Raw genomic sequence first — 13,714 nt, forward strand, 5'->3', positions numbered from 1 at the left:
CCGCCACAGCTTTAAAAATTGCCTAAGCAGACCCTAATGACTAGGTAAGGATCGTGAACGGCGCGTTAGTCTTTTCGCAGGCATTTGAAACATCGGGCTCGAAGCCTTGAATTGGTTGGGAAAAATCCGACGGATGGCGGATCGACCGCAATCCGTGAATCGGCCTGCAAGCTGGCGTCGTGGGAAAGCTTGACCTATATTCTCGACATTGGCATTCAGACGCCGCGCAGAATGAAAGCATCATGAACAGTCTCGACCTTCCCGGACGTCCCGAAAACACCCGCATCGTCGTCGCCATGTCGGGCGGCGTGGATTCGTCCGTGGTCGCCGGCCTGTTGAAGCGCGAGGGCTATGATGTTGTCGGCGTCACCTTGCAGCTTTACGACCACGGCGCGGCAACGCATCGGGCCGGCTCCTGCTGCGCCGGACAGGATATCGACGATGCCCGTCGCGTCTCCGAGACGCTGGGCATCCCGCATTATGTGCTCGACTACGAAGAGCGTTTCCGCAAGGCGGTCATCGACCCCTTCGCCGAGAGCTACGTCGCCGGCGAAACCCCCATTCCCTGCGTCTCCTGCAACCAGACGGTGAAGTTCGCCGATCTCCTGGCCACCGCCAAGGAGCTTGGCGCCGACGCGCTCGCCACCGGCCACTATATCCGCTCCGGCGCCAACGGCGCCCACCGCGCGCTCTACCGGCCCGTCGATGCCGACCGCGACCAGAGCTATTTCCTGTTCGCCACCACGCAGGCGCAGATCGACTATCTGCGCTTTCCCCTGGGCGGCCTGTCGAAGCCGCAGGTTCGCGCGATCGCCGAGGAGATGGGGCTGACGGTGGCCGCCAAGCAGGACAGCCAGGACATCTGCTTCGTGCCGCAGGGCAAATATTCCGATATCATCGCCAAGCTGAAGCCGTCTGCCGCCAATCCGGGCGACATCGTTCACATCGATGGCCGCGTGCTCGGCCGCCATGAAGGCATCCTGCGTTACACGATCGGCCAGCGCCGCGGCATCGGCATCGCGTCGGGCGAACCGCTCTATGTCGTCCATCTCGACGCCGAACGGGCCCGCGTCGTGGTCGGCCCGCGCGAGGCGCTGGAGACGCACAAGATCTATCTGCGCAACATGAACTGGCTTGGCGACGGTCCGCTCGCCAATGTGCCAGCCGGCGGCATCGAACTGTTCGCCAAGGTGCGCTCCACCAGGCCGCCGCGTCCAGCGGTGCTGCGCCATGAGGCAGGCGTGACATCAGTCGAATTGGCGGACGGCGAATCCGGCATCGCGCCCGGACAGGCCTGCGTGCTCTATTCCGATGACGGCAACGAAGCCCGCATCTTCGGCGGCGGTTTCATCGAGCGCTCCGAGCGGGGCGCCGAGGCCGAGGCCATGCTGACGAAGCTGGCGGCAAGGCCGGCGCGAATTCCCGCCGAATAGACGGCCGGCGCCTTCTCAGTCTTTCGATTTGGTGTGGGTGACGGTGCCCGCCGTCAGGATGCGCAGCACCCTGATCGCTTCCTCGCCGCTGGTGCGGGGTTCGGCGCGCGTCTCGATGCAGTGGATGAAATGCTCCAGCTCGCGCGTCAGCGGCATGCCTTGCGCGACCGCGACATAGGATGGCTCGTTGGTGGTGAACGCCCATTGGCCGCTGTCCTGCCAGACCGCGTGGCGGTACACGGCAAGCTTGCGCTCCCACGGCTCGACATCGTCGAACACCGCCATCGCCTTGGTGCCGACCACGGTCAGCCGCCGCTCGCGGTAGGGATTGAGCCGCGAGGTGAAAAGATGGCTGCGCAGGCCGTTGGGAAAGCGCATGTGCAGATGCGCGAAGTCGCTGAGATTGTCGAGGAGGGCGGCGCCCTCGCCGCGTACCTCGATCGGCTCGGTGCCGGTGATGGCCAGGATCATCGACAAATCATGCGGCGCCAGATCCCACAGCGCATCGTTCTCGGTGTGGAACTTGCCAAGGCCAAGCCGGTGCGAATGTATGTAGCGGACCTCGCCGAGCTCGCCATTGTCGATCAGCCCCTTCAGCGTCTCGAAGGCGGGATGGAAACGCAGGACGTGGCCGACCATGAAGACGCGACCATTGTCCTTGGCCGCCTGCACCGCACGCTCGGCATCCGCCACCGTCAGCGCGATCGGCTTTTCCACCAGCAGGTCCTTGCCGCTTTCAGCGGCGCGCACGGAAAGGTCGGCATGGAACTGCGGCGGCAAGGCCATGACGATGGCGTCGATGTCGTCCCGGCCGAACAGCTGATCGGGCTCGATGGCCAGGCAATCCTGTTCGCTGGCAAAGCCTTCGGCTCGCGCCCGGTTGGCGTCGGAAACCGCGTACAACGCGCCAAGCGCCTTGAGGGTGCGGATATGGTTGCTGCCCCAGTATCCGCAACCGAGGACTGCAATGCGCGGCTTCATCTGTTTCAAACTCTAAAAACTCGTGGCCGAGACATAGCGACGTGCCCCTTCGAACTCAACCCCGGCGGTTGCAACCAAATGTCCACGCGGCAAAGCTTTTTTCGGCAATGAGAATATGCTGCGATATGGAATGCTTCGAAGCTTGACAGGCTCGCCCTCCCAACCTTATATCCGCGCGACCTTGGCGAACGCCTCGAAATGCCTTTCGATTTAAGGCGGATTTCGGGCCTTTCGCCGCCCTGGCGGGGTAGCTCAGTTGGTTAGAGCACGGGAATCATAATCCTGGGGTCGGGGGTTCAAGTCCCTCTCCCGCTACCAAATTTCTCCAAATAAAATCAGCAACTTAGGCGCTATCCAGTTCGCCTCTGTTGCTGCCCTCGTGTCGCGCTATGTTGCAACTGGCTACCGTTGATTTCCAAGGGTTTCCTGCGACTATCGGCAACTCCACGCGACATGGATGCGACATAGATAAGGGGCATGGGTGCGACACCACTATATCCCGGTCTTCTATCTTAAACGCTGGGTCGGCCCGGACGGCCGGCTGTGCGAGTTCAGTCGACCATTTGGTCCTCGCGTCAACCCCCGCATGACCTCCCCTTCCGGGACCGGCTACGAAGATCGGCTATACAGCATCAGGGGCGCCAAACCCGACGTTGCGGACGTTGTTGAGAAGCGATTCTTTCAAGTTATGGACGATCAGGCGGCGCGCGTTCTCGAGCGACTAGAAAGAAGCGGCCCGGTCGTCGGCGATTGGTCCATTAGCGAGAGATCTGCCTGGACAAGATTCCTACTGTCGTTGGCGCTGAGGGCCCCGTCAGATGTAGCGGCCTTGCGAGATCATTGGGATGCTACGTTTACCGAGCCTGATGCTGACGCTGAGCGCGCTTATCAGGCGCAACGCAGCGAAACGGATCCGCTCACCTTCAGAGAGCGCCTGAAAGCAATGCCGCCAGATCAGTCGGACCCATACCTTTTCGACGCGTATGTGGACATGATTGACAATTTACGCGTCGGAAGACGGATCAACGACATGTTTTGGGCTGTCGCTGACACCAGGAACGCTAAGTTCGAATTGTTGACCTCTGATAGGCCAGTCATCAGACAGCCCCTGAACGACGAAAACGGACATATCGCATTGCCGATCGGACCCCACAAACTGTTCATGGCGTCGACAAACAAGGCAGCCAATGACCGATTCAAAAACTTGAGCGTCAACGATCTCGTCTCGCAAGTGAATCGACTAGTCGTCGGGCATGCGGAGAAGCTTGTCTTCGGCTCGACTGACGCCCAGCTCCGCTTCGTTTCGAATCGTTTGGGCGCTGATCGTCAACCCGGCTTGCTCCGCGTTCGCGAGAAAAGCCCGCCACCGTGAGGCAGCGGGCTATTATTCTCGCCGGGAATATTTTGATCAGAATCCCTTCGCCGCCCAATAGTGCGCGCGGAGGTCCATGCTGTCTGGATCGGGTTTCGATAGCGGACCTTTCCAGCCCGGCACGGTGACGACCGGTCCGATGATGGTCAGGGACGGCTCAGACCGACAGAGCTTGCGAAGCATCTTCCTTGCCTGATCGTGACCTTCTCCGGTGAACCCGAGCCCGCCGCCGCCACCATCGTCTGCGCAGCAGTCATGCTCGATATCGCTCATGCTGCAGTCAATGCCGACTTTCGGCCCCTGCCCGCAGATTTCTCCCCAGCCAAGCCAAGGCTCGTCGTCGCCGTCTCGGTCGTGCGGCTCGTCCTGAACGTCGCCGCCGTGCTCGTTCTCCTGCTCTCGGTCGTCGCCGACGCCAAGCCATGGCTCGAGGTCTGGATCCGGCGACATCGCGTCCAGCATGTCGATCAGCCGCTCGATCGAGTCGGCGATTGCCTTGCGGTTGGTGAGCGGGACGAGAAGTGTATCGGCGGACGGAACTTCCAAGGCAGAAGTTCCGAGCGCCGCGGCGACATAGGCTTCGCCCTTCTTGGTGAGATCGAGGTCGCTCATGACGCCACCTCGCCGTGCTTCGCCTTGCGGAAAGCGCAGATCAGCAGCCCGCATGCGAGACTGCCGTTGGTCTTCACCATCCATTCGTAGATGTTCGGGTCAAGTACCTCGGCCGCTGCCTTCAACTCTTCAACAGCTGCTTGGAACCGCTCGACAGGGGTTTGACTGGCCGGCGCCGCGCTTGCTGCTACAGCGCCTCCTATGGCCGGTATCGATGCGATTGCGCCAAGCGCGGAGCGTCGGGAAAGGCTGGTCATTGGCCTGCCTCCCGCTTTGCAGCGTCAAGGGCACGGCTACCGGCCTCGTGGAGCACGTTGGAGGCGCTGAGGAGTTGGTGAGCCAGGCAGAGGCGCCCAAGGCGCGTGCGGAGGCCCGCTGCGGCAAGCAGCATGGCTATGGAGAGGTAGGTCATTTGTGGTCTCTCTGGATTGCCGGCTTTCGAAGGCCGGGGAAAGTGCCGATCGTTGTCGGTGCTTTCCTATTGCCAGCGGTCGACACTGGCGCCGGGAAGTTCGAAACACAGCCAGAGACTGTGCGCGACGGCCTTTCCCTTTCGGGTATTGCATAGCCGTCGCCTTCCCGGCATAGTGCGCCGGTTCGCGCCGACGGCTTGTCGGCTCGTTCTTTTCGTTGGACGTACTTGATCCCGGCAAGGATCGCCTCGCCCAACGCTCTGGTTGCCTACGGGCCGGCAAGCCCAATTGGCGGGAGTTTCGAAGCTCCGCCTGCAACGTTCCGCTTATTCGCCGATTTCGTCAAGCGCTCCCCTCGCGGGGAGCCGGTCAATGCCGTTGACGCCTTTCCATGCTCGCGCGATTGTCGCTGCGAGTTCGGGGGGAAGTTTTATGCGTACATTGATCTTCTTAGGTATCGCTCTTCTGGGCGCTACGAATGCCATGGCGCAATCGTTTTCTTGCTCGATGGGCCAACCGTCCTGCGTCGACTACAACGAAAAAGTTGTGCGTCGAGATGCGCAATGCTTCGACAGTTACACCTGCTTCCCTGGCGGATTTGTGTGTAAGTCCGACATGGATGATCTGTCAGAGAAGGCCAGACGCATCGCCCAAGGATATGATGAGCTGAGACAATGCCTTAGCCGCGCTTCCGACATGAGCGATGTCGAGAGATGTGCCAGGCGGGACAGTCTGAACAGGTTTTGAAGGGCGCCCTTGCGGGGGCGAAGCTTGCGCGCGATGCTGCCGTGCATGCTAACCAAGACCCACCTACTAGCCATCGAACCCGACACCAGAGCCTTCACACTCGTCGGTGCCTTCATGGGCTATTTTGCGCTGCTCGAACTCGGCATCAACGCGGCAATCGGCCAAGTGATGGGCATCCAAGGTGCGCGGCTTGCCATTGTTGGCCGGAACATGGGCTTCGATGAAAAGATAAAGACACTGCGAGCGCTGGTCGACTTTTTCATACCCGAAAAGCAGCAAGCACTGAAGTTTGACGCACTAGCAACGCGAGCCAGAAAATGCGGCGAACTTCGAAATCGCATTGCCCACACTCCCTTTCGGCAAAGTTCCAAGTCGGATGGTGTCGAGTTTTTCCTGATTTCAGCGACCAGCAAGTTGGAATTTCCTGAGATGGATCTGTCGATCGACGACTTTTTGAAGCAAATCGACAACATCAATCAGATCGACAACGATCTGAGATCGATTGAGAGTCGTATGTCCATACAGCGCGTTGCTGAGGCCTTGATGAAGTCTACACCCCCAACTGGCGCTGGTGAATTTGGGATATTGGGCGGGCTCTTCGGGCTCGGCCAGGTTCTGGCTGATGAAAAAGGCGATGGCGCTACCCAGCCGTAGGCGGCCGCACCGGTCCTGTGGTGTTCCACTGGATGAACTCGACTTCCTTCCCGGTCACCTCCCGCACAGCCTTCAACAGCGCCTCATGCAAGGCGCGCGTCTGGCGGTAGTGATCGCAGTGGGGTGAGATGAAGGGTTTGATGATGCTCAAGTGCAGCGCTTCAGCCGCGGTCAGGAAGCGTTCGATTTCAGCCTGAGACAATTGCTTGGACGGTTTTGATCTGGCCATGGTAGCGAACTCCGAACTCCGTTTGAGGGGGGTCGCCGCAACGGGAGGATTATATTCCTCGCCTCGATCTCGATCGCAAGGGCTATTCAGGCAGGCCGGACTCGTAATGCACAATCGCGTCGAGGATTGCTTCATAGACGCTGCCGGTGTCTTCCTCGATCTCGACGCTGCTGATCCCGACCGTTTTGGCATCGGCGAAAAGCTTCTGGGTCAATTCGGCAACGGAGATGATGTCAGCCCCGGCCGTCTTGTGGACGTTGGCGCCAATCCACTTGTATAAGAAATCTGTGCCGCGTGTGCTCATGCCGCGATAATCTGCGCATGCATATTAGGTTCCGCTCATCTTGACGCAGGCGCCGGCTGCTACAGAATCATCGCATGGGCCAAGGCATCAAAGTCGGCGATACCGTCGCGATCACTGCAACCGTCCGCAAGCGCGTCACGGACGACCGCGTGAGTGTTCTTATCCCTTCCTACGGTCAGCCACACTCCATCGTAGACAGCACGCCGCACATAAGCAGCGGGCAGAAAATCGAGCTGACCGGCGAAGTGGTTCGCGTCGACGGGGATACGGTGACGGTAGGCGGCAAGGATCTGGGCATTACGGTCAAACACAGTGCCGTGCGGCTCGTCACCAGCTATGTGCCGCCAAAGCGTAAAACTCCGCTTGTCGACAAGCCTACATAGAACGGCGCCAGCGTGCGTTTGCCGCTGCCGGCTGTCTTACGCCGCCAACGCGTCCCGCGCGTCCTGGCGCCCGCCTGTGGCCAGTCGCATGCATTGATGGGCCATGCTTTGGGAAAGCCCTTTCTGCTTGTCGAGCCAAGGCCCAAAATGCCCATGAGGCAGCGACGCCTTATTGCGGAGCAGCCAGCGGCCGATCGCCATCTTCTGATCGATCGACAGATGGCCGCGCGGGATCAGGCGCGTCTCGGCCGGCGCCGGATCATCCGCCAGCGATACGACATTGCTTGGCGACATGAGAGCGAGGTAGGCCTTGTGCACCTCATGTTGCTTGTCGACGGGCAGCTTGTTGAACTGGCGCACCGTCATCCCGCAACCGATCGCAAGCACAGCGGTGTGGCGCTCCTCGCCGCGGAGGCGCCGAAGCCGCTGGCTCTGCCATTGGTTTGGCAGCCGATAGGTGCCGACGTCCGGGATCTCGATCTCGGTCATGCTGCCACCTTTTCGAAAATCGCGGTGCCGGCCAGCATCGGATACAGCAGCGCCACCATGTTGTTGGAAGTCAGACCAGGCATCGCCCTGGCCATGCGTCGGACATGGCCCAGGTCGATCCGATCGAAAGCCTCGAACAAGGCCGAGCCGATCGGCATCACCTCGACCCGGATCAGATAGGAGACGGCCTGTAGCGTGGCCGCATGGAGCTCAAGGCCGTTGCCGGTCTGATTGATGAGCTTAAGCACCAAGGCCAGATGCGCTTCCCCATACTGGCGCCCTATCTCCCGCACCGTCGGCTTACAGTAGCAGTGACCTGGCTTCCGGCCGCTCGACCGGTTGTCAGCGCTGTCGTGGAGCGTGACGCCGCATGTGCGGGCGATGCCGTGAATGTTGCAGGGATGACGATCAGGCCTTGCCAGCATGCCGCGCGCCTCGCTGTGAGAGCGGCAGATATTTGCATAAGTCTCGACTTATACGCAAGTCGAGATGCAGACCGCCTGCCAGGATAAATAACCCGGTATATCTCTTGAAGGCGTCGGCCCTATACATTTCGGAACAATGTTCGCCGAAATTTACCAGAACAACTGTCCTCACTTGCAGAAATATTCACTTTAGGAGATGCTGATTTAAAGCCTTGGGAGGGCTGGGGGATGAACAGAAAAATGTTGATGGCACTCGTTGCCATTATGCCGCTCTGTGGCTGTCAAACAAGCAATCAAGCTGACTACATGCAAATAGGCTATGGGCCTAGTTTCGACGTCGCCCATGCTCAGTGCGAAATGCAAAAGGGGTCGGTTGACCAAGGCTATATTGCCATTGGGTCTCCTGGCTTTGTTGCGGGTGCCGGAATCGGCAATGCGCTGGGCAACCTGGCTGCGGAAGATCAATACATGAAGAACTGCCTCATCCTAAACGGATGGAAGCGCGCGCCGCACGGACAGGGCGCCGCGGCTGCGGGAGCCGTAGCCGCTGGTGCGCCACCAACACCCTATGGAGTCCAGCGCGCTCCAGGCAGTTGGATCAACACTGCCCTGCTGGACTGGTCGGATGCGAACAACAAGTGCGTCGCGGGCGACAAAGCGGCATGCAGCACTCGATCGAAGCTCGGGGCTCGACTTAGGGCGGCCGGTATCAACCCGGCACCGGTCTGATGGGCGGCGCCGCGGTAATCTGTCGCCTGGGATCGATGCTCTGCCTGAGCGCCATTCTGGCCATCAGCGGCTGCAGTGCAGACTACCTAAACCACTATGACACGGTGACGCTCGCCGCCGGCGACGCCAACCGCGCTAACGGCCTCGCCCAGACGGTCGACCCGTTCAACCCGAACAGCCAGAACACGCACATCGAAGGCGACGGTCAAAGAATGGCGGCGGTCGTTCAGCGGTATCGAGGGGGAACTCCTGCGGTAGGGGTAGTGCCGAACAGTGGCGTCGATCTGGACTGCGCCGGCGGGAAAGGAAACAATCCAGTCGTCCCGGCGAATACGCCCATTGCGGGCCCCGATACGAACAGGCTGGACGCAAACCACGACGGCATCGCTTGCAACAGTCACTAACTGGGGGAAAGGCGCGGCAGTATCTCGGCTGGGACGCAGAGAGTCGACCTTTTCGCGGACGAACCTGGCGATTTCGGGTTTCGTGTGAAAACGCGCTTTCCCGTCATGATTAGGCTCCTATCCAGGTCATGAAATCGCTGATGATCGTAGCCCTGTCGCCAGATGACGGCACGGTGGAGAAGGTAGCGCCCTCAAACCATGACATATCAGCACCGTTGTTTTTCCCTCCCGCACCGATGCGAAGTTGATGGGTCAAATCAGTCGTGTTGCCGCTGGCCACGGAAGTTTCCGCTCCCCCATTTACGCTGAGATAAAGGCTGCCGCCTTCATGCCGGAGTGCCACAACATAGGCAGTTCCCGTTGAAAAGGCGGATCCCGCCGGCGTGTCCTCGGTTCCGTCCCAATTGTAGGAAAAAAACGTCTTGGTCGTCCCGCCCACGTTTTTGGCGTAGATCCCTGAGTAATCTGACCCGCCGTCACCAAACAGGTGGTGATTATTATAGATGTTGGCGTTGTTCAACGTGACGCCACCATTGATCACGCAACTGAAAATCATGAACTTGGCATTGTTCGCGACAAAGGTTGAGAGTGCCCCGCTTGAGAAAAGGATGGTCTGCGTGCCGTCGAATTGGCCGCAAGCCCGACTATTCGGGCCGCCCGTGGTGGCGAGTGGCTGACCCAAACCTGTGGCACCATCCGTGAGGTTGCGAGAATTCCCGGACTGGTCGAAAAGAGACGGCACACGGGCCGGCGTCCCTGTCGTCGAGTAGCGAGAACTTGCGAAGCTGGAAAGCAGGTTTCGCGAGAACGACCAGGCACCGGTCGGGGAAAGACCGTCAAGGATGCCTGGAGCGGCGGCCGCTGACTGCTGAAAGCCGCCGTAAAATGGCATTGGGAACGTCATGGCTGCTTGCTCCTTTGGTTGTTCGTCGGCTGGTCGTGGGCGATCGGGCGGTCCCCAGCGGGCCTCATTGGGCGATGCGTGGCGGCAAGAGATGCGCGGGCATTCATAGGGCGCCCCCCAGCTTCTTCCGCAACGCGACGAGGGCGTTGATTTGTGTGTTGAGCGCCAATATCCGTTGCCTATCTTCGGCCTTTGCGGAGTTCTCTTTGATGGCGGTGGAGAGCCGGCTTCGCAGATCATTGAGCCGTGACGATGCACACACGTAATCGGCCATGACGGCCAGCTTTTCGACCGAAACATATGTCTTTTGGTGGATTTCCGACCGCAAAAGCCGGCGAAACAACGCCTTCTCAGGCCCACTCATCCAGGCAGGAGCCCTACATTCCTTGGGTTCGAGCAGCGGCGCGGCCATTCAAGCGCCTCGCGGGCGTTGAAAAATGGCCAATCTGGCGGAAAAACCTCGGCCGGAATAAAAAATCTGTTCGTGACCCCGAAGCGGTTCAGCCCCCAGGCTGGTTCGAGCGTCGAGACCCCCTATCCCTTCGGTCATCTCAGTTCGCCAATCTAATGCTGCGGGCCTCAGCCTTGCCGGTGCGGTCGCTGATCCCGATCTCGAAAGAGACATGTTGACCGGCGCGCAGTTCGCGGACGCTTCCAACGATCTGGCTCGCATGAGCGAACACATCAGCGCCGTCATGCCGGCGGATGAACCCGTAGCCTTCCGTAACCTTCCAGCGCACGACCTGGCCGGTTCTGGTCAAAGGGGTCACCGGCGCCAGATGGCTTCTGCTTCGCTCATCCGGCGCCGGGAAATCGCTTTCGCGAATACTCATCTTGTGCCCGCCTTCATCTCGGCAAAGCGCCGCTTTGCTGCATCGAGCAGCGGTGTCTTGCTCGCCGATCGCCCTGTGATGAGGGCTCCTGCATTGGCCGGCACGCTTACGAAGCTGAACTCAAGCATCTCGATCGAAGTGTAGCGCTGGCCGCCATATGGCTTGGAGGGATCGAGCGGCACGCTCTTGAGCGGCTGGAAGCCAATCGACGTGCTGTTGACCACGCCGGCCTTGATCAGGCCATAGACCTCATCCGCCTTCACGCTGGTGCCCGCTTCCGGGAACTGGACGAGAGCGACGAGTTTGCCGCCTTCGATGCCGACGCTTAGGGCCTTGGCGATGGGATGGTCGGCATCATGCTGCCATAGAACCGTTGGCGATCGGCGAAAGGCATCGAGCTTGATTCCGGCCTGGTCGATGACATCGCCCATGCGGTCGACCTCGCCCGTCGAGACGATGGCGCGGACCTGTCGGGATCCAATGCCATCACCGACAAACTTCAGGACGGCAGGAGATGCGGAGCGGACAATCTCGGCCATGTCAGTTTCCGATCAGCGCGACCAGCGGGCCGGCAACGGTGTTGCTGCCCAGATCATGGACGTTGATGTCGAACCTCTGGGTCGCACGGCAACCAATTTGATCGTACTCGAGGTATCGTTCTTCGGTCGTCTTGACGGTTACGCCGCGACGGTCGCCGAGCGTTGCCGCCATAGAAAGATCGCCGAACGCGATCATGACCTTGCCGCTTTGGTCGCCGCTCCCTGGCAAGCTTGGCACGGGCTCGATTAGGTACGATCCGTACTGCAGCAGCGGCTTGGGCCCGGTCGGCGTCATCATCAGCCCGACGACGCTGGCGCCGAGGCGCACAAATGTCCGGCCGATCGCGTACGAGCTGGCGTACCATTTCGCATTGGCGAGCGCGTATTCGGGGCATGCGGCAACAACGGTGCCGAGATCGGTCGCCGTGATTTCGTCGAAAGTGTCGTTGTTGGTTGCCGCGACTATCTTGCCGGCGTCATGGGCGCCGTCGATCAGTTTGATGTTGACGCCGGTGATCCCGCCATAGGCGCTGGTGCCGTCGCCGTTCCAGCCGCAATCATCCTCGAGCTTCGCAAAGGCGTAGGCGGCGTCCTCGGCGAAGTCGTTGCCAAGGTCGACGGTTTCATCCTCGCCGAGTTCGCTCGACATCCGCGACAGGGCGGCCGCTTTCTTGGCGTTGAGGTTGACGGAGCTCCACGCGCGATCCTGCTCGGCGATCAGCGCGTTCTCGCCAACGAATGCAGCGGTCAGGCCAGTGTCCAACCGTGGGAACGACCGCGAATCTGAGCCCATGCGCTTTACGTTGGCGTTGCGCCGGAACGTGCCGACGAGTGCCCGGATCTTGATGATGCCCGCCTCGACTTCCGTCGGAACGAGATATCCGCCGATGCTGCTGGTGGTCTCGCCTTGCGCCCTCTGGAGGGCAACACCGTTCTTCGCGCACCAGGCCTTCGCGACGTCATCGCCCTTGTGCAGCGCCGATCGAAAGAACATGCCGGCCTTCATGGCCATGGCGTCGTCATCGAAGGCGCGAGGGCGCACCAGAAACTGATTATGAGCGGCGTGCATTGTCGACCTCCTGGACGAATTCGGTTGTGGTGATCCAGCCCTCAGCGGCTGCCACCTGCAGAAAGCGGTAGGTTTGGCTGCCCGTGTTGGTGAGGCGACCGGCGAGCGGCCATCCTTCTCCCGGCAGCGGCGACGTGGATTTGATCTCCTTGCTGAGCGCGTCCCGCGCCTGCAGCGCCCTCTCGAGTCCGACGAGGCACATCGCGATTTGGTTCATGACCGACTGCCAGTCATCGCGCAGCGCCTCGTATCGGGCAGCGGCTTCCCTGATCGCCAGTGACCGCGCCAGATCGCCGGAGACAGTCAGCGCCTCGTCTATGACGATGAGCTCGACACGCAAGGCGTTGAGAGTTGCAGATGGATCTTCGCCGGGCGCGATGTGCGGCGCAGCGGCGCCGTTGAGCAGGTTGAGCGCAGCTTCGCGGATGTTTGCCTTTGCCGGATCGAAGTTGGCGCGGATGCCTGCTTTCTCGGCGGCAATGATTTGGGCCAGGACGGCCTTGCGGTGGTCGCGGATATCGGCGGCTCGCTCATTGAGCAGGGCCAAGGATCCGGGTGCTGCAGTGGATTTCGTTTTTGCCATTCCAAGCTTATGCCGGAACCAGGCGTCGATCGACAAGGCGGTATCGGGGACGTTTAGTTATGCGTCCCAAATTGTTGCCGGTAGCGGCGGGCAAGGCGCTTTTCCATGTTGTAGGCCTCGCCGGCAGAGGCCGCGTTTGCCGCGCAGGCCCTTGCTGCCGGCCCCAACTCCACGCCGCTTGCAACGAGCCTGCAAAGCTCGTCGAAAAGCTCGGGCGGGTCCTTCGGTCGCCGGCATCGTCTTCCCCTTCTGATCGCCAAGGCAGCCTTGCGCCATTCCGGGCGCAAGGTGCGGTTGGCGAGTTCGTCAAGCACCGCGGCGAGATCCGTCGGGTCGGCGCCGCTAGTCAGCGTGAAGCTGATTGGCTTGCGAAGGACGGTCGGGCCGTAACGACGCTCAATCGACATCGAAAATTCGCCGATTGTCGAAGTAGCTACAACGTCGAGCGGAAGACCCGTATCCCCTCGCGCGCGGGGACGTAGAGCTATGGCTTATGAAAGAGGAGGTCTGAATCTGTGTCTGACGTCTGCTCTTCTCTCCGGTCTGTATCTGCTGTCTGCATCTCCTCTGCTCTGTGTCTATAGGATACCCTATAAATACGGTATCGAATG

At 60.5% G+C, this 13,714-nt stretch carries 20 protein-coding genes and 1 tRNA gene; 7 read left to right on the forward strand and 14 right to left on the reverse strand.

What is annotated here, in order from left to right:
- Nucleotides 1-242: 242 nt before the first annotated feature.
- Complete coding sequence (mnmA, locus tag AC07SZ_RS21610; RefSeq protein WP_056578138.1) at nucleotides 243-1,433, forward strand: tRNA 2-thiouridine(34) synthase MnmA; 1,191 nt, start codon at nucleotides 243-245, stop codon at nucleotides 1,431-1,433.
- Nucleotides 1,434-1,448: 15 nt separating this feature from the next.
- Here the strand turns inward: mnmA and AC07SZ_RS21615 are convergent, their stop codons facing one another.
- Entirely contained in the window at nucleotides 1,449-2,414 is a 966-nt protein-coding gene (locus tag AC07SZ_RS21615) for a Gfo/Idh/MocA family protein (RefSeq protein WP_056578140.1), read from the reverse strand.
- A 241-nt stretch (nucleotides 2,415-2,655) separates the two neighbouring features.
- On the opposite strand from AC07SZ_RS21615, the gene AC07SZ_RS21620 reads away from it, so the two are divergent.
- Together AC07SZ_RS21620 and AC07SZ_RS21625 are read left to right on the forward strand one after the other, a co-directional pair.
- Nucleotides 2,656-2,732 (forward strand) — tRNA-Met (locus tag AC07SZ_RS21620).
- Nucleotides 2,733-2,895: 163 nt separating this feature from the next.
- Nucleotides 2,896-3,786, forward strand: a complete 891-nt coding sequence (locus AC07SZ_RS21625; RefSeq protein ID WP_494915729.1) for a DUF4238 domain-containing protein — start codon at nucleotides 2,896-2,898, stop codon at nucleotides 3,784-3,786.
- Between the two features lie 36 nt (nucleotides 3,787-3,822).
- Here AC07SZ_RS21625 and AC07SZ_RS21630 read toward each other — a convergent pair whose 3' ends face one another.
- Both AC07SZ_RS21630 and AC07SZ_RS21635 read right to left on the reverse strand, forming a co-directional pair.
- Nucleotides 3,823-4,398 carry a hypothetical protein gene (locus AC07SZ_RS21630; RefSeq protein WP_494915730.1) on the reverse strand — a complete coding sequence of 192 codons (576 nt, stop codon included), beginning with the start codon at nucleotides 4,396-4,398 and terminating at the stop codon, nucleotides 3,823-3,825.
- Complete coding sequence (locus AC07SZ_RS21635) at nucleotides 4,395-4,655, reverse strand: hypothetical protein (protein WP_494915731.1); 261 nt, start codon at nucleotides 4,653-4,655, stop codon at nucleotides 4,395-4,397. Before AC07SZ_RS21635 ends, AC07SZ_RS21630 begins: the two co-directional genes overlap by 4 nt.
- 927 nt (nucleotides 4,656-5,582) lie before the next feature.
- On the opposite strand from AC07SZ_RS21635, the gene AC07SZ_RS21640 reads away from it, so the two are divergent.
- Complete coding sequence (locus AC07SZ_RS21640; RefSeq protein WP_494915733.1) at nucleotides 5,583-6,212, forward strand: hypothetical protein; 630 nt, start codon at nucleotides 5,583-5,585, stop codon at nucleotides 6,210-6,212.
- On the opposite strand, the gene AC07SZ_RS21645 is transcribed toward AC07SZ_RS21640, so the two are convergent.
- Nucleotides 6,199-6,441: a hypothetical protein gene (locus AC07SZ_RS21645; RefSeq protein WP_494915735.1), complete on the reverse strand. Its 243-nt coding sequence runs from the start codon at nucleotides 6,439-6,441 to the stop codon at nucleotides 6,199-6,201. The genes AC07SZ_RS21640 and AC07SZ_RS21645 overlap by 14 nt on opposite strands.
- Nucleotides 6,442-6,523: 82 nt before the next feature.
- Nucleotides 6,524-6,745: a DUF768 domain-containing protein gene (locus AC07SZ_RS21650; RefSeq protein ID WP_494915737.1), complete on the reverse strand. Its 222-nt coding sequence runs from the start codon at nucleotides 6,743-6,745 to the stop codon at nucleotides 6,524-6,526.
- A 74-nt stretch (nucleotides 6,746-6,819) separates the two neighbouring features.
- Between AC07SZ_RS21650 and AC07SZ_RS21655 the strand changes: the two genes are divergently transcribed.
- A complete protein-coding gene (locus AC07SZ_RS21655; protein ID WP_494915739.1) occupies nucleotides 6,820-7,128 on the forward strand; it encodes a hypothetical protein in 309 nt (102 codons plus the stop codon).
- A 36-nt stretch (nucleotides 7,129-7,164) separates the two neighbouring features.
- On the opposite strand, the gene AC07SZ_RS21660 is transcribed toward AC07SZ_RS21655, so the two are convergent.
- On the reverse strand, nucleotides 7,165-7,617 hold the full coding sequence (locus AC07SZ_RS21660; RefSeq protein WP_494915740.1) for a DUF3102 domain-containing protein: 453 nt from the start codon (nucleotides 7,615-7,617) through the stop codon (nucleotides 7,165-7,167).
- Nucleotides 7,614-8,042 carry a hypothetical protein gene (locus AC07SZ_RS21665; protein ID WP_494915742.1) on the reverse strand — a complete coding sequence of 143 codons (429 nt, stop codon included), beginning with the start codon at nucleotides 8,040-8,042 and terminating at the stop codon, nucleotides 7,614-7,616. The genes AC07SZ_RS21660 and AC07SZ_RS21665 overlap by 4 nt, the downstream gene beginning before the upstream one ends.
- A gap of 228 nt (nucleotides 8,043-8,270) precedes the next feature.
- On the opposite strand from AC07SZ_RS21665, the gene AC07SZ_RS21670 reads away from it, so the two are divergent.
- Together AC07SZ_RS21670 and AC07SZ_RS21675 are read left to right on the forward strand one after the other, a co-directional pair.
- Nucleotides 8,271-8,771 carry a hypothetical protein gene (locus AC07SZ_RS21670; protein ID WP_494915744.1) on the forward strand — a complete coding sequence of 167 codons (501 nt, stop codon included), beginning with the start codon at nucleotides 8,271-8,273 and terminating at the stop codon, nucleotides 8,769-8,771.
- Nucleotides 8,771-9,175, forward strand: a complete 405-nt coding sequence (locus tag AC07SZ_RS21675; protein WP_494915745.1) for a calcium-binding protein — start codon at nucleotides 8,771-8,773, stop codon at nucleotides 9,173-9,175. The genes AC07SZ_RS21670 and AC07SZ_RS21675 overlap by 1 nt, the downstream gene beginning before the upstream one ends.
- A 109-nt stretch (nucleotides 9,176-9,284) precedes the next feature.
- On the opposite strand, the gene AC07SZ_RS21680 is transcribed toward AC07SZ_RS21675, so the two are convergent.
- The 7 genes from AC07SZ_RS21680 to AC07SZ_RS21710 form a co-directional block, all read right to left on the reverse strand.
- Nucleotides 9,285-10,079: a hypothetical protein gene (locus AC07SZ_RS21680; protein WP_494915747.1), complete on the reverse strand. Its 795-nt coding sequence runs from the start codon at nucleotides 10,077-10,079 to the stop codon at nucleotides 9,285-9,287.
- 103 nt (nucleotides 10,080-10,182) lie between these two features.
- Complete coding sequence (locus AC07SZ_RS21685; protein WP_494915749.1) at nucleotides 10,183-10,491, reverse strand: hypothetical protein; 309 nt, start codon at nucleotides 10,489-10,491, stop codon at nucleotides 10,183-10,185.
- 139 nt (nucleotides 10,492-10,630) lie between these two features.
- On the reverse strand, nucleotides 10,631-10,840 hold the full coding sequence (locus AC07SZ_RS21690; RefSeq protein ID WP_494915750.1) for a cold-shock protein: 210 nt from the start codon (nucleotides 10,838-10,840) through the stop codon (nucleotides 10,631-10,633).
- A gap of 68 nt (nucleotides 10,841-10,908) precedes the next feature.
- Nucleotides 10,909-11,451, reverse strand: coding sequence for an HK97 family phage prohead protease (locus tag AC07SZ_RS21695; protein WP_494915752.1), 543 nt, complete (start codon nucleotides 11,449-11,451; stop codon nucleotides 10,909-10,911).
- Between the two features lies 1 nt (nucleotide 11,452).
- Entirely contained in the window at nucleotides 11,453-12,457 is a 1,005-nt protein-coding gene (locus AC07SZ_RS21700; RefSeq protein ID WP_494915753.1) for a phage major capsid protein, read from the reverse strand.
- Between the two features lie 46 nt (nucleotides 12,458-12,503).
- Nucleotides 12,504-13,139, reverse strand: coding sequence for a hypothetical protein (locus AC07SZ_RS21705; protein WP_494915754.1), 636 nt, complete (start codon nucleotides 13,137-13,139; stop codon nucleotides 12,504-12,506).
- Between the two features lie 17 nt (nucleotides 13,140-13,156).
- Nucleotides 13,157-13,510: a hypothetical protein gene (locus AC07SZ_RS21710; protein ID WP_494915756.1), complete on the reverse strand. Its 354-nt coding sequence runs from the start codon at nucleotides 13,508-13,510 to the stop codon at nucleotides 13,157-13,159.
- Between the last annotated feature and the right edge of the window lie 204 nt (nucleotides 13,511-13,714).

The sequence above is a fragment of the Mesorhizobium sp. GW821-FHT07A06 genome (genome assembly GCF_059419085.1).